We start from the raw sequence: 21,538 nt of genomic DNA on the forward strand, positions 1-21,538 counted from the left end.
CTCATGCCATGGCGCTTCCCCAAGCCGGCAAGCCCAGACGCATAGGGCATCAGAGAAGCGCTTACGGTTTGTCGCAGATCAGACCAGTGAATCATGCTTCACCGAGCCGGAAAACCGTAAAAGCATTTTGCAGGAAAACCACCCTCAACGCGCGGTTTTCTTGCAACACAAAGCGGCGCGAAGCAGAGAAATTAAACAAAACTATCAACATGATGAGAATAGGTCACGGTCGACGATTTTTGACGGTAGTCCGCGAACGAGGAATTCTATCGGTCGTGTGTCAGGCCTCTTGATGTGGCCTGATTAGCCACGGGCCGGGATGCTGTTCGAAGAACAGGGACCACATCGGTTCAGAGAGCTTTGTGCTCGAGCGCCGGGACTGGTTTACCCCATTCTGAACATTGAAGTCCTTTCCGCATCGTTCCGTCTGTCGATCTTCCTACCGGGGCTTTTGGCCCCAGGCATCACCGCATTACCTTTCGAAAAAGGCAGCGGATTACGCCATTCTGTAATTCTGCTCCCTGGTCATCATTGCCCATATGATGCGCGCCATCTTGTTGGCGAGCGCAACAGCCGCCACCATGCGAGGCTTTCGTCCCAGAATGCCTCCAAGCCAGTTGTCAGGTAACACGCCCTTGCGCACTATCCAGCGGATCAGGCTCATGGCTCCGACGATCAGTAGCTTTCGAATATCGGTCTGTCCCATCTTGCTGACACCGCCCAATCGTGTTTTGCCACCCGTGGAGTGCTGCCTGGGCACAAGGCCGAGCCAGGCAGCGAAATTCCGACCGCTCTTGAATGCACGAAGATCGGGTGCAAACGCGAGGATCGCGCCGGCGGTCACGGGGCCGACGCCGGGAACAGTGCAAAGTCTACGCATATCTTCATTCGCCTTGGTAGCTTCTCGAAGCTTCAGCATCAGCCCATCGATCTTCTCGGTCAGCAGCCTGATCTGGTCCAGGTAAAGCTGACCAATCTCTCTAACTCCATCGGGGAGATCATTTGTCTCATCGGCCAGAACTCCTGCCACCGCAGTGAGATTGGCTGGTCCTTGAGCAACGACGATCCCGAATTCGCCGAGGTGCCCTCGCAACGCATTGATGAGCTGGGTGCGCTGGCGCACGAAGCACTGGTGCGTTCGAAACGCCACCGCACGCGCCTGATGTTCGGCGCTTTTGACTTCAACATAGTGCATGTTCGGGCGCAGCGCTGCCTCTGCAATTGCTGCTGCATCGGCAGCGTCATTCTTCTGCCGCTTGACGAAGGGCTTCACATAAATGGGTGGGATCAGTCGTACCTTGTGGCCGCAGCTTTGAGCAAAGCGACCCCAGAAATGGCTGGTGGCGCACGCCTCCATCGCGACGATGCACGGCGGCTGCTCACTCAAAAGCTGCTGCAATCGAGCCCGTGAAAGCGCCCGGTTGAATAGAACCGCACCGCCACGATCCGTTGCACAGACCTGGAAACTACGCTTTGCGAGGTCGATCGCAAGGATATGCACCGCTGTCATCTGCCTTTCCTCCTTGAGCGCCACCATGGCGCTGGGCTGCCATCATACGCCGATGCCGGCCGGAGGGGGCATCCACATGGGGTAATCGCGGGAGCGACGCCCCTTTGAATCCGATCATGATCTTGGAAGGCGGCTGTTCCCCGATAAGATGAAATACGGGCTCTCGACTGGACGCTGGGCCCAGCATCAATGGAGAACAGCCATGACAGAGTATATCGGTCTCGACGTATCAATGAAAGAGACGGCAATCTCGATCCGCCGTGAGGGTAAGCGGATCTGGCGCGGGAAGTGCGCCTCTGATCCCGCCGTCATTGCCGAACTTATCCGCAAGCGCGCACCAATTGTAAAACGGGTGGTGTTCGAAACGGGGCCTTTGTCGGTATGGTTCTTTCATGCACTGCGCGCCGAGAGGCTGCCGGCCATTTGCATCGATGCCCGTCACGCCAAAGCAGCGCTCGATATGGCGGCGAACAAGACAGATGCAAATGATGCCGACGGTTTGGCACACCTGGCAGAAGTCGGATTCTTTCGCGAAGTGCGGGTGAAAGGTTTCGACAGCATGTTAGCCCGCACGCTTGTCGCGGCGCGCACCCGGTTGGTCCGGATGACCACCGAGCTTTCCAACCAAATCCGCGGCATCATGAAGACTTTCGGTCTGGTCGTTCCCGCAGGCAAGGGAAGCACGTTTGAGAAGAACGTTCGCAGCCTTCTTATCAATCATAAGGATCTTGCTGATATCGTGCTGCCGATGCTGGATGCCTGGCTGGGCCTTCGCATCCGTGCCGCAGAGCTCGGTCGCCAACTGCTCGCGGACGCCCGTCAGAGCCAAGCCTGCCGTATACTCATGTCCATCCCCGGCGTGGGCGCGATCACTGCAACCTCCTTCGCTACTGCCATCGAAGATCCCGACAACTTCAGGAAATCCCGAGCTGTAGGTGCGTGGATAGGTCTCACGACGCGCCGTTACCAATCCGGCGAAGTCGATTACGATGGCCATATATCCAGACGCGGCGACCGCCATTTACGTGGGCTTCTCTACGAAGCGGCGTCGGTCATTCTGACACGTAGCTCAAAGGAGAGTTACCTGCGGACATGGGGGCTTCAGCTCCGGGAACGGATAGGCTTCAAAAGAGCCGCCGTGGCTGTGGCGCGCAAACTTGCGGTGATCATGCACACAATGCTGAAGACTGGTGAGTTCTTTAATCCGAATGCGGGAGCCGCAACCTAAATCCGCATAGCGTTCAACGTCTGAACGCCGAAACGTCCCTGCCGGGACGTGAGCCGAGCCATTCCGTTGATGGGGTTGCATCGCTGTCTCAGCTGAATGCGTCGTCCACATTGAAGGCTCGTTCCGCGGAGCTCCATCATGCGGCGGCTAATGTCGACCGCGAAGACAACCATGCACCCGGCAGTGTCGTTTCAACATCAGAATGCTTGACACCCCACGTGCGATTAGACAACCCCATCAGTTCACATTCTGCCCCATTGCCGCAAGCATCGTCGCCGCGAAGGAGGAACCCACATACGCCTTCTAGATACATTGACGTAGCCTGGGGATAAGGCTCCTACCGAGCGCCTATTCGACTTTATCTGGATGATTTCTGCATCATGCAATAATTCTAGCTTTGAGTGCATATTGCATTCCTAGTCATCTTTGTTTGGTGAAAGGAAATCCACTTTCGCAATGCGACCGTTGGAAGAGATGTCAGTTGAGAAATCTCTTAATTAGATATATTTTATACTCCGGCGGGACGTCATTCAGTATCTCGGTTAAATCCTCCCCTTGGACACCTGATTTATCCATCAATGCCTGCACAAAAAAATACCTTGCATCTGAATGCTGACCCAACATTCTGCGATTTTTTTTTATGAAGTCTTTTAATTGTTCCATATTCAATTTCTCTGCAATGAACCACCCGAGGCTTTCATATGCGGAGATGAACAATCTTTCTGACACTACGCCGTTAACCCCTCCAATGTACCTGAAAACGCCATCAACATCCTCAGCACTTATACTCAATTTCTTCCCGATCGTTTCGACAAAATTCAGAAATAACTCATCTTCTGATAGCATCGTCTAAATCCCTTATAAGCTCGTTCGCATATTCAATGTCTCTGGATGAATAAGTATAGCCAGAACTATTTGGATTCGGGCTATTAGTTGCCCGCCTCACGTAAGTTTCAAGACGAGTTTTTAACTCTTGTGCTTTCTGCATATGGCCGTTCGGAGATAGTAGCTCTCCTGTGGCCTTTTCATATCTTAACGCATCAGCAGTGCCACCATTACCAACACGTGCTCCGTTAATGCTTTGCACCCCATAGTTAGAGTCGAGAATTGAATCTAGCGCAGGGTCATCAACTGGACGCCTTAACGGCCCAAAACCGCCTCTTGGTCCCTGATTAAAGGTCTCCTCAATTTTCTCAATCTTCCTCAGCGCCTTCACTTTATCCGCCAGCTTGACTGCGCCGATAGCCGTTCCCGCCATTGGGGCGGCAACCTTGATGGCAAGATCGATGGCAAAGCTGGAGAGATACTTGCCCGCTGCTTCGTAATTGCCGTTGGCAAGGGCCTGCAGATAAAGAAGCGACTGCTCTGAAAGACTATCTGCGGTAGCAAAGCCATATTTCGCGGCCGCCCCGACCGGATCGTAAGCGATCTCCAGCGCAACGCTGGTCATCGTCTTGGCGAGCCCCTTGGGATCAGAAAGGAGCTCTGCGAACTCCTCCCCCTGTGACAACGCGCCGAGGGCGATGCCGCGACCGAACGCATCGAGGTTTCTCGCGACACCGATGGTCTGTGCATAAAGCGCCTGCCCGAGCACCTGAATGCAGGTCTCGCGGTCATGGATGACGATAGTCTTGCCCGAGAGGGTCTTAAGCGTACAATCTGCCGCATAGGCTGAAGGCACGATCCACTCGAACAGATCGAAGCCGGCATCGCCGCGCTGCTCGCCGCAGGCGCCGGACTGCAATTCCTTCAGCGCCGCCGCGACATCGATATCCTTGGTGCGGATCGCCCGCGACAAATCCGACTCACCCAGCCGATCGAGCAGGCCGCCCACGATTTCACCGATCGCCGCGCCAGCCTCGATCGCCGCCTTTACCGACGTATCCGATAGATAATACTCGATCTCGACATGCTTATCCTTGGTGATCTCATAGGCCTTGTCCGGGTCGCGGTTCAGCGCCGCGAGGTCTTCGGTCTTGCCCTCGGCCTCGAGTTCCGCCTGCTTGTCTTTGTCGCGGATGGTGATCTCGCCCTCGCCCACCGTGGCGCGGACTTCCTGCCTGGTGTCGTCGAGCTGGTATGAGCCTTCCGCCGTCACCCGCGGCTGCGTCGTGGCGTCCGGTTGCTGCGGGGCCTTACCCGTCAGGTCGATATTGGTCGAGACATCGAAGCCTTCATATTGCTTCGAACCGGAGAAGTTCTCATGCGTCAGCGTGCCGGTGTCGAGCGTCAGGTCGCCCGATTCGGAGATGATCTTGCCGGCATCGAGATGGGTGTTACCCCCGACGGTCACCTCCATCTTGCCCGATGAGATCAGGCCTGATTGCTCGCTGATCCAGTTGGTCGTGCCCGAGCCGGTGCCGAAGCCCGGCGACATGCCGGTCGCGCCCATATTGCCGATCTGGCTTCCCAGCGACGGCATGGAACCGGACAGCGGCGAGCCCAGATCGAGCGGGCCGCCGAAGCTCATGCCGAACGAGGCGGACTGGTTCTTGCTGGTGCCGGTGTCGGGCACGGAGATGATGTTCAAATCGCCGCCGACATTGGCAGTAACGGTCTCGCCTGAGACGACCGCGCCCTTCAGATTGGTATCGCCGCCTGAGTTGAGCTTGACGTCGCCCGTGCCGGTGACATGGGTGTTGACTTGCGTCGTGCCTTCGCTTGAGGACTTGCCCATGCCGGCATTGACATTGCCGCTAAGGCCGAGGCCGACGCCGTTCAGCGACAGTCCGGCCGAGACGCCGATGCTGGCCCCCGCCGATTTGCTCGACGAGGAGGACAAATTGGTCGCCTGTGCGCTTTCCAGATTGATGGCGTCGCCCGCCGAAAGCGAGATGTCGCCCGCCCCGCCCGAGGGCAGGCCGTTGGCGTCGACGCCGGCGATGATCTGCGCGCCATGGCTGTTGATGTCGCCGGTCACCGCGTCGATCGTGACGCTGTTGCCGCCACGGATGCCGGTGACGACAGGGACCGAGCTTTCCGCCGTCTCCTTCGATTTCGAATATTGGAAGCCGACACTGAGCGAAGCCGAGGCAAGATTGCCCGTGCCGTTCGCCATCGTCTGCAGATCCTTGAGCGCGTCATAGGCCTTCAGTCCGGCAAAGCCGGCATTGGCCGCCGAATAGCCGTCCGACACCTTGCCGATCTTGCCCGCCGCGTCGGCAATGCTCTGGCCGGCGCCGACGATGCCGGTGGAGACCTGCGCGGTGATGCCGGCGAACAGCTCCTCATGCATGTGCTCGTAATTGGACACATCCTGCGCGGAGAGCAGGTTGACGTCGCGCTCGGCGACGATCGCCACGTCGCGCTCCGCCTCCACCTGCGCTGCCTGCAAATTCGCATCGCGGCCGGCATTGATCTTCACATCACGCCCGGCGGCAAGGCTGGAGACCGCGTTGGTCTCGGCGCCCTCTCTCGTCTCGTCCTTCGACGAACCGAAACCGATGCCGATGGAGGCGCTGCCGTTGCCCGAGCCGAGCTGGACACCGAAGCCGGAGCGCTTTTCTTTCTCCTCCGATTGGTAGCTCTCCGCCCCCGGCGTGATGTTGACATCCCGCGCGGCATCAAGCGCGATGTCGCGCTCCGCCTGGATATCGGACCCGACAATGCTCACATCGCCTTCACGCGCCTTGACGTTCACATCCGTGCCGGCGGAGAGTTCGGAGCCGACATTGGAAACGATGTTCTCCTTGCTGCTCTTCGACTCCTTCCCATAGAGGGAATAGAAACCGCCGCCCGAGCCGACACCGAAGCCGGACTTCTTGCTCGACGACGAAGAGTCATGCTCTTCCTGCGCACCGATGATCGCGACGCTGTCGCCTTCGATATTGATCGCCTCGCCCGCATTCACCTTGGAGCCGGCGATGGCAATGTTATCGCCCGCGTTGAGGTTGACATTGCCGGACGCGCCAAGCTCCGAGGCGACGGTGGTCTCGTCGTAATCATGGCTCTTGCCGCTTTCCTTCGAAAGGAAGCCCGATTTCGATTTGGATGCATCCGTCTCGACCGTGTTCTTGCCCGACGCGATGACGAGATCGCCGCCCGTCGTAACGTTGAGATCGGCCTTGTGATCCTTGTCGCCTGCCTGAACCTTCGATGCCGAGATCGTCGTGTCCTGGCCGGAGACGATATCGACACCCGCAGCACCGCTGATGGAGGAGCCGACCGCCGTTTCCGTCTCGGTGCGGCTGTGCGTCTCCTTGCTGCCGATGAAGCGCTTCGAACGGGTGTCGAGCTGGTGATAACCGGTGTCGCGCGCTTCGGCGATGGTCACGTCATCCGTCGCTGAAAGCCCCACCTTGCCTCCGGCGGAGATTTCCGAGCCGATGATATTGAGATCATGCGGGTCACCCGCGTCCGGCTTATCGCCCGCCGCGATGCTGACCGAGCCGCCGGCGGTGATCTGCGAGCCGACATGCGTCTCGGAACCCTGCTTGACCTCGCTGCCGATGGTCTCGGTCTTCTCGCGGGCGGTCGTGATGTTTATGTCGTCCTTGGCGACAAGCGCGACATTGCCCTCCGCCTCGACCTTCGAGCCCGAGATCAGGATGTCATCGCCAGCTTTGATATTCGTATCGCCGCCCGACGACAGAGTGGATTGCTTGGCGAAGGTCGAGTCGGTCTGCGACATGCGCGTCCCGGCAACGCCGTTGACCTTTTTCTCGACGTCCGCTGCCACGACATTGACGGAGCCGTTCTCAGCCTCGACATCGAGCTTGCCGCCTGCCGCGACATCCGAGCCGATGACATTGACGCTGTCGGTCGCCTTGATGGTGGTGCCTCCGCCGGACTGAACGGACGTGCCGATCACATTGTCGGAGCCATTGTTGGTGGCCTTGGCCGTATCGAGCGTGACGTTCTCGCCGGTCAGGCTGACATTGCCATCTGCCTTGATGTCCGAGCCGCGTAGAGTCAGCGCGTTGCCGGCTGAGAGATCGGCATTGCCGCCTGCGGTGACGCCGCTGCCTGCCTTGACGAACGTCTCGCCGCCGATCTGCATCGTGCCCGCGGCGATTGTCAGGTTCTGTGTGGCGGAAAGCGCGGTGTTTCCGCCCGCATTGAAGCTGCCACCCGTCGCACTGATATTGGTCGCGGCAATCTTCAGATCGGTCTTTGCAGTGATGATACCGGAATTATTGACATTACCGACATCCATACTGAGCGAGCCGCCGGACATGATGGCGCCCGCAACGGTCAGATTGGCTCTGTCCGTATTGGCGACATAGACAGTGGGTATCAGCACCTCGATGCCGTTGACGGTCTTCTTCTCATACCAGACGATCGTCTCGGTGAGATTGTTTATCAATTCCGGCGAGAGCTTCGCGCCGATGGTCAGGCCATGCTCTTTGGCGAAATCGGCGCCCCGGTCGAGCAGTACCTTCATCTGCTCGATGGCGTCGCTGCCCGGGATGAACGAGCCGCTGCCCAGCCCCTGATTGACGAGCTGGCGAAGCTGCTGGTCGACGAGCTGGTTTTCGAAATAGGCGTCGCCGAGGAACGGCACCTCCCGGTCCGGCTTGTAGCCGATGCGATTGATGAAATAGCCCGAGCCATAGAACTTGCCGACATCGAGGAACTCGGCGCGGGTCTCGTAGAGGAATGTCTGGCCGGGGATCGTGCCGCCGAAGCCGCCGGAATTGGGCTTTGGCGGTGCAAGGTTATCAGCATTGATCTGCCCCAGCGCCGGATTGGGCGTAAACAGCGCCCCGCCTGCTGTCAGGCCATCCAAGACCTTTGTCGGATCGCTGACCGTGGGAGCGGTGGAAAGCTGGCCGCCGCCGGCGATGGAGCCCGCGGACGAGGTATTGTTGACGGTGGCAAAGCCGCTGACGTCGAGATTGCCCGCCGCCTTGATGGTGCCGAACGCGCCGTCGACGACTTCCTGACTGGTGACACGCGAATTGCCCCGGTCGAGATCGTTGACACTATCGCGATTGCCATTGGCGTCATAGGCCTCGCATCCGCCCTTCGCCTCGCAGGTGGACGTGACGGTGCGATAGAGCGCGACGCCCTGATTATTCAGCGTCGTCCCCGTGAGCTTGGCGCTGCCGCCAGCCTCGATGGAACTATAGGCATTGTCGAGGGTGGTGGCGTCGACATTCAGATCGCGGCCCGTCTGGATCAGTGCCTCAGGCGCCAGATCGCCGTTGAACCTCTGCTCATGAATCGTCTGCCGCATCCGGGTGTTTTCGTCCCAGGTGAACGACCAGGCGAAGGGCTGCGCCTTGTTGACGATCAGGATGGCCTTCGGCTGCAAATCGGGCGTCAGCAGGATGTTCCCGTCAGCATCCGTGGGATAATGATCGCGCAGGAAGTCGCTCATCGATCCGACGCCGTCGCGATTGCTGCCCCAATTCCAGGGGGTGTTTTCCTCATAGGCCGCCAGGCTGCGGGTTCGGTAGGATGTGCCGTCAGCGAAAGTGACAACACCGTAAAGCTCCGCCATCCAGTCGATTCCTGCCGGCTCCTCGCCGGGATAGAGATTGAACGGCACATAGGAATCGGGGCGGATGAACAGATGGCCGAGCGGCTTGCCCCAGGTTTCGGGGTTGAGTTCGAACTTGGTGGTTTCGTTGTCGCTGACGACGACATCCGACCAGGTGGGAGCCGAGGCCCGCTCGTTGACGAGATTTGCCGTGGTGATGGTGGCATCGCGCCCAGCCTTGATCAGGCCGGAGGTGTTGGTGATGGACTGGTTACGCCCGCCACTGGCGTCCGCCGCGATCGTAAGATCGCGGCCGGTCATGATCGCGCCCTGATCGTTGACGAGATCGCCCGCGATATAGAAAAGGCCATCCTGACCGGCATAGATAAGCCCGGTCGGTGCGTTGGTCAGTTTGCCGGTAATGTTGAAGGTGAGATTTCCGTTGGCCGCGAGTTGTCCGGCATTGGTCAGCGAGGCCAGCGTCAGAGTAAGATCGCCAGCGGCGAGAAGCGCCGTGGCCGGGTTGGTCGTGATTGTTTGCCCCGAGATCGCAATATTGCCAGTGCCGCCATCGGCCGTGACGGCCTGCACTTTCGAGCCCGAGAGATCAGCGGTGCCGGTCAAATTGAGCGAAATGCCGCCAAAGGTCAGCGTGCTGTTCGCAAGATTCGCATCCGCCGCGTTGACGGTCAGCATACCCGCGGTCGCAAGCTTGCTACGGCCATTGCTCAAATCGAGACTTTGCAGCGTCAGCGTGATACCACCCTTGGCGACCGTGCTGTGATCAAGGCTGATCGAGCCCTGGTCGGCGTGAAGGTCTGCCCCGGCAAAGCTCTGCAAGCTGTTGTAAGTAATATCCCGCAGCGCATGGGCGGCAAGCTCGCCGCCGCTCACCAACTGATCGGCAACAATCGAGCCTCCCGTTGCATCGAGCCTCATCTTGCCCGCGCCGGTCTTCAGGATCAGCGAGCCGCCGGATTGTTCTGTTGCAGCGAAATCGACACCGGATACGAGCGTGCCGAGTTGCAGCGAAGATGCTTTGAGAGCGACATCGCTGCCCGCAAGCGACTGGCCGGTGAGCGTGATCGTGCCACCGGCATTCATGGTCATCGCGCCATGCGCCACGGCGTTCGCTGTGACATCCCGCGTCGATGTGGCAGCAATGTCGCCTGCCGAAAGCAGAGTGCCAACATTAATGCTGCCAGCATGAGCAGTGAGCGCCAGGTCCCCTGCATTGCCGAGCACCACTTTGCCCGAACGGGCGGTGGCGGAGGCATCGACGCCGGCTACCGCATTGCCGATTTTGATACTGGCGGCATTGGCAACAAGCTTGCCGCCCGCCAACATGTCGCCGGTCACGCCGATGTCGGCCCCTGCCGTCAGCGTCATATTGTTGAAGCTGATAAGGGACGCGGCAGTGATCGCGCCGGAAGACGCGTCCACCGTGAGATCACCCCCGCCGGCCTTGGCTGCACCTGACAGCGCGATATTGCCGGATGTGGCCTTGAGGCTCGCCGCGCCATTGGCGACGACCTGCCCGGCTGATATCCCCTGCCCTGCATCGAGGGTCGCGTTTTTGCCCGCCGAGACATTGCCGGTGGAGATCGCACCTGACGATGTCAGCTCGACAGTGCCAAGGCTCGCCGCCTCGCCCGCGATCGACAGCAGCCCGGTGCCGGAGGCGATGACAACGTCCTCGTCGGCGGCAACCGCTTCCAGCGTCACGCCCTTGGCAGCCTTGACCGTAACGCGCTTCTTCGCGGTGATCTTCTTGGCCTCGACTTCCCGGCTCTTCGACTGGATGTTGACGCCGTCGCGGCCCGAGGCGTTGCCGAGCGAGATCTTGCCGTCGCTTGAGAGCGTCAGCTCGCCGGCATTGGCGGCCATGTCGGCGCGCATGCGTACGCCCGCGCCCTTGTCGGTGACGACGATCTTGATGCGGTCGGCCTGCATCGCGCCGAGCGCGGAGCCGTCGATGGCGAATTCCGGCGCGTCGTCGGCGCCGGAGAGAGCGGTCGCTTCACCGGTTGCGTAGTCGAACTTGTTGCGACCGGCGGTGAGCCGCAGATCCTTGCCCGCCACCGGCCCGTCGATGCGGACATTGCGCGAAACGATATCAAAGAGATCGACAGCGCCATCGCCCGATGCGAAATTACCACCCTTGGAGCCGATGGTCACATCACCACCGCGGACGGTGAAGCCGTTGAGTCGACCGGCAGCATCTACATCCGGCGTGCCCGTAGTCAGCGTCGCGCGCGGCGTGTTGATGAAGCCGCAGCCGTCGCAGGTAATGCCGTTCGGATTGGCGATGATGACATCGGCGCGACCGCCGAACACCTCGACCGGACCTTCGAGCGCGCTGCGATTGCCTGATGTCACCTCATTGAGGATGACGCTTGCCGGGCCGCTGTTACGAAGGTTCGGATTGCCCGGCGTCACCCCGCCGAGCTTCGAGGTGTCCACCTCTTTATTGGAGTTGTTGAGGATCAGGCCGGGATTGCCGACATTGAAGTCGCCATATTTGTTGTGCGACAGCCCCTGCCCGTTCGGCGTCACGATGTCGATGAGCGGTACGCCGTTCGGCGCGGCCCCGACGCCGGGCTGGTTGGCGATAGGGGCGCTCGTATCCGGCGTCACCTGCTGCGCCTGAACCAGTATGGGCTGGAAGGCCAGAAGAGCGCTCAAAAGCGTGGCGAGAGACTGGCGCGCAACCTTCAACAACATGTCCCGATCCCCTCGATCATCCCTTTGTCCGCATGGCTCCCCACGAGTTCACGCGGCAAAAACAAACCAAACTACTTACCAGCGCAGCGACGTGCTGACGAAGAACAGGCCTTCGTCCACTTCCGCGCTCGCCTTGAATATTCTCGAATAGCCGATATCCGCGCCGAGCTTGCCGCCGGCGAGCCTCATGCCCACCGTCCAGCCGGCGATATCACCGCCGTCGATGCCGTATCGCTCCTGCTCGAAGATGTGGCCGTAGTCGATCGCCGCGTAGGGCCGAAGCTCCCCGAGATTTTGGGCCAGAAACGCATGGTCGCCCCACGGCATGGTGCGCCAGACGATCTCGTTGCGGCTGAACATTCCGCTATTACCGAAGAGCACGCTGTCACGGGTGCCACGCACATTCGAATACCCGCCGAGCGAAATCTGCTCCGCTCCATAGAGATTGTCGGGCGAATATTGCCCGTTGATCATGCTGGAGAATTGAAAGTTCTGCGTGGCCACCTGGAACGGCTGGGTCACGCTCACCGTGCCCGAGACCTTGGAGAATTCCGGCTCCGCATCGCCCGCACCGGGGTCGCCGCGTTCCGTCGCGCCGAAGAGGCCGAGCCCCTGCGAATAGCTCACGTCGAACGCCCACAGCCCGCCGAGCATGCGGCGCGAATGCGAGACACCAAGGTTGGCCACCGTATATTGCCGGCTACCCACCTCGATGCGGCTGCCCATCAGGAAATTGTTGGTTTCCTTGTAATTGAGCCCGGCATTGAGCGTGGTGATCGAATCCTTGTCGCGCAGGATGACGCGGTCGAGCGAAAAGCCGAACTGGCTGGAATCGCCGGAGGTCTCGATGTCCCCGAAATTCCCCGGCACCGAACTTTCATATTTATAATAGGAGCCGTTCAGCGACAGGGTCCAATAGCCATAGGGAATGCTGAACGAGCCGGAGATGCTGTTGCTCTTGCCGACGCCATCGTCGGGCCAGGGATAGTCCGGCCCGCTATGTTCATAGGTGAGGGATAGGAGATCGTTGAGCCGGACGAGATTGTCGAGCGTCAGCGACACCGACGACTTCGAATAGCCGGTCGACTTCTGGCCCAGATTGCTGTTGGCGAGCGAGACATGCCAGGGCTTGTCAGGCTTGTTTTCGATATTGAGGATCGAGGAACCCGGCTCCTTGCCCGGCAGCATCGAGCTCTTGGCATTGTTGGAGGAAAGCCGGTTGATCTGGTCCAACCCCTGCTCGACATCGCGGATGTTGACCGCCCTGCCCTTCATGCCGGGAAAGGCCGTGGCCACCACCTCGGGATATTCCGCTGGCTTGCCGTTCACATAGATATCCGAAAGCGCACCTTCGGCCGCAACGAGCCGAAGGCGCTTCGTGCCCGCGATATCCTGTTCGGGAACATAAACGCGCGAGGTGATGTACCCCGCCTCGACATAGAGAAAGGTCAGCTCCTTCAAAAGCCCGTTGATATCGGCGAGGCCGATGCACTTCTTCTGATAGCGTTTCAGCACAGGATCGATCATGCCCTTCGGCAAGAGCGTCACGCCCTCCACCTCGACATGATCGATCTGGAAACATGGCCCCTTCGCCGGACCCGCCTCAGGCTGAGGTCGAGCCTCTTCTGCGCCAACACCGCCACCGGGCGTCGCCTGACGCAGAGCATCGAGCCGCTGTTGCAACTCTTCCTGCCGCTGCCTTTGCATGAAATCGTCGGCGGGCGTCGGCCCCGGCGTCTGCGCAAGGGCTGGAGCGGTCAAAACAGTGCCTAAGACGAGCGCAAGCCGAAGCCCGCGAAGGCGAACAGAATGCATCATGCTCGCTCCCCGGTCAGGCTTTTGATGGCTTCTGCAGCTCGGCGAGCGCCTTGCTCAATCCCTTCAGCGAGAACTTCAGATTGACATTCTGCCCGTTCATCAGCCGCAGCCGTGCCTCGCCTGCATCGCTCTTCTCAAGCGCGCCAAGCATCTTCGCATCCAGCTTCTGCTGCGCCCAGCAGCCGGCCTGATTACAGTTGCGATAGGCAAGCGCCGCCACATCCTTGCCATCGGCGGCAAGCCCGAGCCCGACGGGAAGCACCACATTCAGCGGCACCAGCGCCGTCAAAAGCAGTCCGCCTTCCTTCTTCCCCTCTTCCGGCGCGGTTTTCGCAATCGCCAGCGTCAGCACGTTGACGTTTTGCTCGCCCTGCTTCACCTGCGCGATCTGCGCCACCTCGCATTGCGGCACGGCCTTGCCGCCGGCACTCTGCACATCGGCGCAGCGATAATACCAGTCATCGAACTTCGTCACCCGCGGCGCGGCAGCCGCTGGTTGCGCAGGCGCCACCGCCGCTGGCTTCCCAGCCTCCGCCCTATCCGCATCCACCCCTTGCGCCCAAGCCGAGCCAAACCCGCCAGCGCCCACCCCTACAAATAGGGAAGCACTTAAAATCCAATACCTTACCGTCACGGCGTCCCACCCTCGAAAACGGATATCTGTCCTGCTGATAACCTCCCGCAACCATAGCGTCAACACGCCAAACGCGCACTTTCCGTTACGAAATGATACATGTGGCGGGAAGGCCGCAGTGACCCGGAGCAAAAGCAAATTCCCTTCAATCTGGATGGTGGAATCGCTTAAATCTGCTTTCTAAAACTCGCGCATGGCTTCCGAGGTGATTTCCACGAGAGGCGAAAAAAGATATTCGAGAATCCGGCGCTTCCCCGTCTTGACCTCAACAGTCACTGCCATCCCCGGCGTCAAGGGCATGACCTTTCCGTTGACATCGATGGTCGCCTGATCCGGGCGGACACTGATGGGAAACACCAGATTCTGCATCCGCTGCGCGTTGCCCGTCGGAACGATCGATTGCGGTTCCTTCGCAGCCGCGGATTCCAGCTGCTGGGCGTCCGGTTCCGGAATTGCGTCGGTGGCGACCCGCTCGACGCGACCTTCGATGATGCCGAAACGGGTGAAAGGATAGGCCTCCACCTTGATGACCGCCGGCTGGCCTGCGGCAACAAAACCTATGTCACGATTCGGCACATAGGCTTCGATTTCGAGCAGCGTGCCCTCCGGCACGACCCGCATTAACTCGGTACCCGCCGTGACCACCTGGCCGACGGTCGTGATACCCGACAGTTGCACGCTCCCGTCGATTGGGCTCCTGATCGTCATCAGTTCGCGGCGTTTTTTGGCTTTGATGAGTTGTTGCTGCAATTCATCGACTCGCCGTCCGGCTTCAGAGAGCTTCGCGGCATTTTCGGCAATGACGGCATTCACCAATTTATCGGCCTCGCTGATGGCAACTTGCAGTGCCGCCCGCGCTATATCTTGTTGCCCCTTTTGCGCTGCAAGTGTTGCGGCCGCTTCTTGCTGCTCCTGGAGCGCATCGATAACCTGAGCACGTGTACCCGCACTCGATTTGACCAGTGCCGAGCGCATGTTCACACGTTCTTCCAGTGTCTTGACGAGTGAAGCCTGCGCTGTGATTGCTTGATCCAGACTGTCGATTTCCGCCTGCCGCTGCCTGCGCTGGGCGTCCAGATTATTCAGCGCGGAGGCCAGTTGTGCCAAATCTGCCCGCAGGATATTTTCTTCCCGTGACCGGATAGCTCCGGGAATGTCTTCGGCAAAATTGGGGGACCGACCGGAGTTCTGTAAAATATCAGCCCGCAATCTCCGGTCTTCCTGCTTTTGCCAGGCAGCAATGACAGCAAGGACTGCTCCTCGGCGCGCAACCTCGGCTTGAAACGCTTGCAGGCTGCTTCGGGCGGCATTTTCCTCGGTCCCGATCTCAGCGTCGTCGATTTCCACCAGGACATCCCCGGCCTTCACGCTCATCCCGTTTGAAACGGGGACCGATTTCGCCCTCCCTGCCTCTAGGGACTGTATGATCTTCACACGGCCGGCAGGTTGCACCTTGCCCTGTGCAGTCGCGACAATGTCAAACGTCCCGAGCCATGCCCAAAGCAATGCACCCGCCGCCAGCAGGCAAATGAACCAAAGAATTGCGATACGTATGGGAGAAGCCGGAGTCTCCATTATTTCCAGTGCGGCAGGGAGAAATTCATTATCTTTGCGATTGTGCCGCCGCCCCTCGGGCCCACCGACCGGGAAACGGACGTTTGGTAGGCTGAGAATAGTCATGACGCGCTGCCTCCGGTCTGGAGACGCCACAAATGCGCGTAGAGCCCGTCAGGCCGAGATATGAGTTCCTCATGTGTCCCTGCCTCGACGATACGCCCGTCGTTCATTCCGACAATGCGATTGCAATAGCGCACCGTGGCCAGCCGGTGAGCGATGATGATCACGGTGCGCCCGCGGACGATTTCGCGCATATTGGCCATAATGATCCGCTCGCTTTCGTAATCGAGCGCGCTGGTCGCCTCGTCGAGAATGAGGATCGGCGGATTGGTGGCCAATGCGCGGGCGATTGCGAGTCTTTGCCGTTGGCCGCCCGAGAGGTTGGCGCCCCGTTCTTCAATCAGCGTGTCGTAGCCTTGCGGCAACTTGGCGATGAATTCGTCAGCCCCTGAGAGCCTGGCCATACGGATCACCGCTTCGCGCGACATGGCCGGAGATGCAAGCGCGATATTGTCGTGGATCGTGCGGTTGAACAGCATGTTCTCCTGAAGGACCACGCCGATATGTGCGCGCAGCCAGGCAGTGTCGGTTTGCGCGATATCATGTCCGTCCATAAATATCTGGCCGCTGTTTGGGATATAAAAGCGCTGGACGAGCTTGGTCAGCGTGGACTTGCCCGATCCTGATGGCCCGACAATGCCTACAACCTCGCCCGCGTGTATGGTCAGGTTGATATCCCGGAGAACGTCCTGTCTTTCGGGGCTGTAGCGGAAATTGACTGACTTGAACGCCAGTGCGCCCCTCGGTGGTGGCAAGTTGATCGGCGTGGAAGGCTTCGGTTCGGGAACAGCATTGAGGATATCGGCGAGTCTGGAGACCGACACCTGCACCTGTTGAAAATCCTGCCAAAGCTGTGACAGGCGTAGGATCGGCTGCGCGACCTGACCGGCGATCATATTGAAGGCCGCAAGCGCCCCGACGGTCAGCTCTCCATTGATCACGGCCTGGGCTCCGAAGAGAAGCAGCGCAGCGTATGTAACCTTGTTCACATATTGAATTGCATTCTGCCCCATTGCCGCAAGCATCGTCGCCGCGAAGGAGGACCCCACATACGCTGCCAGGCGCTCCTCCCATTGCGCCGCGACGACAGGTTCAACCGAAGACGCCTTGAGGGTCTGGATACCGACGACGGTTTCAACCAATAACTGCTGGCTATAAGCGCCTCGGTCGAATTTCTCGTCGATGCGTTCTTTCAGAAACGGCCGTATCAAGACGCCGATCGCTATATAAAAGGGGATCGATGCGACGACGATCCACGCTAGGGTAGTCGAATAGCAAAAAAGCACGAAGATAAAAACGACCGTGAAGATGAGATCCAGCCCCGAGAACAATCCTTGACCCGTCAGGAAATCCCTGATGGTTTCGAGTTCCCGTACACGCGCTATCGTTTGTCCGGCTGCGCGTGTCTCGAAATAGCTCAATGGCAGGTTCATCATATGACGAAACAGCCGCTGTCCGAGTTCGACATCGATGCGGTTGGTGGTGTGGGACAGCGCATAGGTACGCAAATATTGCAAAACGACGTCGAAAACACCAATTCCCGCCAGCCCGACAACCAGGACGATCAGCGTCGAATAGCTACGGTGTGCCAGAACCTTGTCCACGACGACCTGGAAGAAAAGCGGAGTTACGAGCGCAAACAACTGGACGAAAAGCGAGGCCAGAAGGACATGACCGAATGCGCGCCTGTATCGGAACAACGACGGCAGGAACCAGCGGAAGCCGAAACTTTCCGGCGACGTGCCGGGACCGATAAAGCGGCGTTGGACGAGAATAAAGGCACCGCCTGAGAACGAGAGAAACTCTCCGGCCGGCACATTGCGGGGTTCAAAGCTCAGTGGATCGACAAGCCGGCAAGAACCATCGGCTGTCATTCCGGAGAAAAGCTCGTAGGATCCATCGTCGAAGCAGGCAATCGCCGGCACCGGCAATGCCGCCAGACGGATTTCATCGCGCACTCTGACAAACCGCGATTTGAGACCTATGTGTTTGGCGGCTCGGCGAATGTCGCTTACGTTCGCACCCTGCGTCAGGGCCAGTTCACGCGCCAGTTGCTTCGGTTCCGCCGCGATCCGAAAATGACGGGCAATGGCAACAAGCGCATGGAGGCCTATATTCGCCTCGCTGCTGACGGTATTTCCAGTGGAAGGGCCGTCAGCAACGCTATCTAACGCGACATCGACCATGAAAAAACCCATACGCATTTCATGCCCGATCTGAGATGTCCGCCGGAGCGACGAGAACGTAGACATCCAGATTACGGTGCGGGCACCGGCGGCCGATAGGCGAGCGCGACGTCCCCGACTAGCATCGACGTACTATCGCTTCTGTGCGCCACAGTTGTGCCGGTGATAGCCGATCCATCGGCGAAGGCCTTGGATCCTCCCGGGGACGGTATTAGATCGATTTGCCTGATGCCGGCTTCCGCGAGCGTGCGAAGCTCCCCTGTTTCAGCTGCGCCGTTCTGATTATAATCCTGCCAGATGCGGAATTCAGCCCAGCGGGCGTCGTTTGCGTTGAGCATATCATCTCCATTGGAATCGAAGGCGCGACGCAAACCTTCAAGATCGCTGTTCGGGCGACCGCTATCGTCAATACCCTTGGCCGCGTTCTCCGCCTGCCGCTCTTCCTCCGTTTTCCAAAGCGAGAAGGCGATTTCCTTTGCCTGGTCGATTTTTCCATCCGGTCCGGCACGGCCATCCGTCGCCAGATCGATTGCTAGCAGACCATCGTTCGGCCCGACCCAAGCTGTCGCCTTCGGTATTCCGTCGTCGTTCCAGTCAAAGCTTGGACTGGCGGCAGATGTTGGAACTGTCGGTGAGGAAGAAGCACTCCTAGTAATATCGTTCGCTTTTTCATTACTATCGGGACCCAGCGGGACAATATCCAGGACACGATCTCCATTAAGATCGACAACAACAGGCACTCCGATCCATGGACTGGTGCTTCCACCGCCTCCGCCCGGACGGTCGGCCGGTATCGGTGGGTTGCGAAGACCGACAGTTAATCCCGGAATACCGCTCCCACCGGTGTTGCGATGCCTGGCCTGGGAGCCATTCTGAGAGTTTAACCCCGCCGTGAACTTACCAAGCTCCTCTCTTGCCTTTTGGTTCTGCTCAAGCATTTTCTGATGATTTTCCTGCTGGCGCTTATAATCTTCTTCCTGTTTTCTCCGTATCCCTTCAGCCCAGTTTTGCAGATTTTTTTGTCGCTCGCGCTCGGCGTCAGCAAAAGCAGCCTGCTTGGCTGTGTCTTTTCTGGCGGCTTCTTGGGTTGAATTATCGGCTGAAGCCTGCTCCGCGGCCCTGCGCTCGGCCTCTGCCTGTTCGGCAGCGGCCCGCTCTGCCTCCGCCTTGACGGCAGCCTTGTGTTCGGCTTCACGGGCCGCTTTATTTACAGCAGCCTGCTCCGCATCTCTGCGCTCGGCCTCCGCCAGTTCGGCAGCGACCCGCTCCAGCTCCGCCTTGACAGCGGCGTCTTGCGCAGCCTTGTGTTCGGCCTCACGCGCTGCTTCACGGGCCGCCTTATTTGCAGCAGCCTGCTCGGCGTCTTTCCGCTTGACGTCGGCCAACTCGGCGGCGACCCGCTCCACCTCCGCCTTGACGGCGGCGTCTTGTGCAGCCTTGTGCTCGGCCTCGGCCTGTTCGGCCGCGATGCGCTCTGCGTCCGCGTTGACGGCGGCTTCCTGCAGAACCGGACCCGGCTGTTCGGCGGTTATGCCGCCATCCAGCTTGATAGGGTCAGCACCCGGCACGGGCACCTGCCACTCAAGATTCGCCCCTTTCTCGATACGGACGGCGCGGCGGGCATTCAATTCGGCAATCTTCGCCGGATCGGTCAGATCAACACGCTTTAGATCCTTATCAAGCTGGTACCAACTGATTGTGCCGTCTGCCCCGATGCTTGCCTGGTAGCCGTCGATTGCATCCGGATTCCCCACCAAGCTTTCGGAAGTGCCATCGAGATAATCGGCAACGCGATTGAGGATCTCGGCCTTGACGGTATCAGGCGCCTGCGCGCCCAGTGCGGTCAAGGCCTGCTCCATACTGACCCCGAAACGGCCCGCTGTATCCAGCACCGCCTTTGCGGTGAGGGCAATGAACTTTTCATGTTCGAGGGGATCATTGAGGATACGGTTGCCGACCGTGTCATTCGGGTCCTGCGAAAGCGGCATGTTCCAGTAATAGAACGACCCGCCCCAGCCAGCGAGAGTCTGGCCTCCATCCCTCAACGCTGTATTCACGTCTTGGGTGAGCAGCCGTTCTATCCCAGGAATACTTGAAGTCTTCAACACGTCCTTAAAAACATTGTTCGCTATTGCATCCGAGTTTTCCTGAATTTTTGCTGGATCGGCGGCCTTGCCGTCGAACAGAAGCCCGCTACGCGTGATATCGCGAATGAATGCGTTCGCCTCGCTGTCCGGATTGTTCCGGTTGATCTCTGCCGCCTTTGCCAGCCAGTAACTGGTATTCTGATAAGCTTGACGATCGGGATTGTTCGCATTCGCCGGATCGTCCAGAAAGATCTGGATTTGCTGGCGCAGATAATCGTATCCGTCAGCGAAATTGGCGGTCCCGTACTTGGTGATTTCCTTCAGCTTGCTCAACTGCTCCGGAGTGAGCTTGAATTCTCCGAATGACATCGTACTTCTCCATTGCTACATTCTAGATGGGGTAAATTTTACGTAGGCTTCTCCTTGACGATCCAACGCTCCACGAGGATCCGGACGCCATCCTTGATTTTCTGCCATTCTGGCAGCGCATCGGCGGGGAATTGCATCACCGCTTCGAGTTGCAGATCGGTGAAATACAGATAAGCCTTGCAGCTTGGATTCGAATCGCGACTTTCAGGACGAGAGCACTCCAGAAGGATTTCATAGCCTTCGTTTGAAAGACTAACATAATCATCGGATAGAGGAGTATTCTGGCCTGGCACAACGTGGATCAGGCCATATGTCTCTTCGATACGGAAATCCTTGCGAAGAAGTGCCAAGCCATTGACAAAACGCCGGCCTGGAGAACCAGATTTTCCGGCTTTGGTTTCGATGAACTCCAGCCCCACCACGTCGACCACATATTCCTGCGGTCCGGGTGCATCTCTGCCCGGTTCGTGAACGCGATAATTCGGTTCTGACCACATATCTTTCTTCGGTGCGCGAAAGTCCGGCATCCAGAACGCGAACTCGAGCCTGTTCTGTTTCGGGTAGCAGTTCAGGCGCTCCGGCGTTGGCCGCCCAATCATGTAGCCGTAGGGGATTTTGAATGTGTATGGCCCAAGTATCCGCTTGACCAAATAGTTAGGGTCAATGCTCTGTATCCGTCCCCAAGCAAACCTTCCCTCATCTGGGGCGGGCTTGCACGGATATTGCTCCGTAGCCATGGCATTCGCCGAAACGCCGCACAGAGAGGCGAACAAGGCTCGCAACAGGCTTTTCCTGATATCAAAACGACGATTTTCCATACCAACTTATCCTTCGCACCGAATGGCAACGATAAGCGCGTCAAAAATCAACTTCGGAATGAA

Annotated in this window: 10 protein-coding genes; 1 reads left to right on the forward strand and 9 read right to left on the reverse strand. The window is 58.9% G+C overall.

Going from position 1 to position 21,538, the window contains the following annotated elements:
• Nucleotides 1-496: 496 nt before the first annotated feature.
• Complete coding sequence (locus IEX53_RS21560; RefSeq protein ID WP_188826264.1) at nt 497-1,510, reverse strand: IS110 family RNA-guided transposase; 1,014 nt, start codon at nt 1,508-1,510, stop codon at nt 497-499.
• Between the two features lie 202 nt (nt 1,511-1,712).
• Here IEX53_RS21560 and IEX53_RS21565 point away from each other — a divergent pair, with 202 nt between their 5' ends.
• Nucleotides 1,713-2,738 (forward strand): IS110 family RNA-guided transposase, encoded by a 1,026-nt coding sequence (locus IEX53_RS21565; protein ID WP_188826245.1) that lies wholly within the window; start codon nt 1,713-1,715, stop codon nt 2,736-2,738.
• 477 nt (nt 2,739-3,215) lie between these two features.
• On the opposite strand, the gene IEX53_RS21570 is transcribed toward IEX53_RS21565, so the two are convergent.
• The 8 genes from IEX53_RS21570 to IEX53_RS21605 all read right to left on the reverse strand — a co-directional run bounded on the left by IEX53_RS21570 (nt 3,216) and on the right by IEX53_RS21605 (nt 21,475).
• Entirely contained in the window at nt 3,216-3,584 is a 369-nt protein-coding gene (locus tag IEX53_RS21570; protein WP_188826246.1) for a hypothetical protein, read from the reverse strand.
• Nucleotides 3,568-11,886, reverse strand: coding sequence for a hemagglutinin repeat-containing protein (locus IEX53_RS21575; RefSeq protein WP_188826247.1), 8,319 nt, complete (start codon nt 11,884-11,886; stop codon nt 3,568-3,570). The genes IEX53_RS21570 and IEX53_RS21575 overlap by 17 nt, the downstream gene beginning before the upstream one ends.
• Before the next feature lie 75 nt (nt 11,887-11,961).
• A complete protein-coding gene (locus IEX53_RS21580) occupies nt 11,962-13,701 on the reverse strand; it encodes a ShlB/FhaC/HecB family hemolysin secretion/activation protein (protein WP_188826265.1) in 1,740 nt (579 codons plus the stop codon).
• A 16-nt stretch (nt 13,702-13,717) separates the two neighbouring features.
• Nucleotides 13,718-14,215, reverse strand: coding sequence for an invasion associated locus B family protein (locus IEX53_RS21585; RefSeq protein ID WP_236016314.1), 498 nt, complete (start codon nt 14,213-14,215; stop codon nt 13,718-13,720).
• Between the two features lie 303 nt (nt 14,216-14,518).
• Complete coding sequence (locus tag IEX53_RS21590) at nt 14,519-16,018, reverse strand: HlyD family type I secretion periplasmic adaptor subunit (RefSeq protein ID WP_188826249.1); 1,500 nt, start codon at nt 16,016-16,018, stop codon at nt 14,519-14,521.
• Nucleotides 16,015-18,213, reverse strand: coding sequence for a type I secretion system permease/ATPase (locus IEX53_RS21595; protein ID WP_236016315.1), 2,199 nt, complete (start codon nt 18,211-18,213; stop codon nt 16,015-16,017). The genes IEX53_RS21590 and IEX53_RS21595 overlap by 4 nt, the downstream gene beginning before the upstream one ends.
• A 59-nt stretch (nt 18,214-18,272) precedes the next feature.
• On the reverse strand, nt 18,273-20,657 hold the full coding sequence (locus IEX53_RS21600; protein WP_188826250.1) for an SPM autocatalytic domain-containing protein: 2,385 nt from the start codon (nt 20,655-20,657) through the stop codon (nt 18,273-18,275).
• A gap of 38 nt (nt 20,658-20,695) precedes the next feature.
• On the reverse strand, nt 20,696-21,475 hold the full coding sequence (locus IEX53_RS21605; protein WP_188826251.1) for a hypothetical protein: 780 nt from the start codon (nt 21,473-21,475) through the stop codon (nt 20,696-20,698).
• Between the last annotated feature and the right edge of the window lie 63 nt (nt 21,476-21,538).

It is taken from the genome of Paramesorhizobium endophyticum, assembly GCF_014640615.1.
GTDB classification, from domain to species: Bacteria; Pseudomonadota; Alphaproteobacteria; order Rhizobiales; family Rhizobiaceae; genus Paramesorhizobium; species Paramesorhizobium endophyticum.

Excerpts from the sequence above, each read along its gene's own strand:
- IEX53_RS21570 (WP_188826246.1), bottom strand. The coding sequence starts at position 3,584 with ATGCTATCAGAAGATGAGTTATTTCTGAATTTTGTCGAAACGATCGGG.
- IEX53_RS21575 (WP_188826247.1), bottom strand. The coding sequence starts at position 11,886 with ATGTTGTTGAAGGTTGCGCGCCAGTCTCTCGCCACGCTTTTGAGCGCT.
- IEX53_RS21605 (WP_188826251.1), bottom strand. The coding sequence starts at position 21,475 with ATGGAAAATCGTCGTTTTGATATCAGGAAAAGCCTGTTGCGAGCCTTG.
- IEX53_RS21565 (WP_188826245.1), top strand. The coding sequence starts at position 1,713 with ATGACAGAGTATATCGGTCTCGACGTATCAATGAAAGAGACGGCAATC.
- IEX53_RS21595 (WP_236016315.1), bottom strand. The coding sequence starts at position 18,213 with ATGGGTTTTTTCATGGTCGATGTCGCGTTAGATAGCGTTGCTGACGGC.
- IEX53_RS21560 (WP_188826264.1), bottom strand. The coding sequence starts at position 1,510 with ATGACAGCGGTGCATATCCTTGCGATCGACCTCGCAAAGCGTAGTTTC.
- IEX53_RS21590 (WP_188826249.1), bottom strand. The coding sequence starts at position 16,018 with ATGACTATTCTCAGCCTACCAAACGTCCGTTTCCCGGTCGGTGGGCCC.
- IEX53_RS21580 (WP_188826265.1), bottom strand. The coding sequence starts at position 13,701 with ATGCATTCTGTTCGCCTTCGCGGGCTTCGGCTTGCGCTCGTCTTAGGC.
- IEX53_RS21600 (WP_188826250.1), bottom strand. The coding sequence starts at position 20,657 with ATGTCATTCGGAGAATTCAAGCTCACTCCGGAGCAGTTGAGCAAGCTG.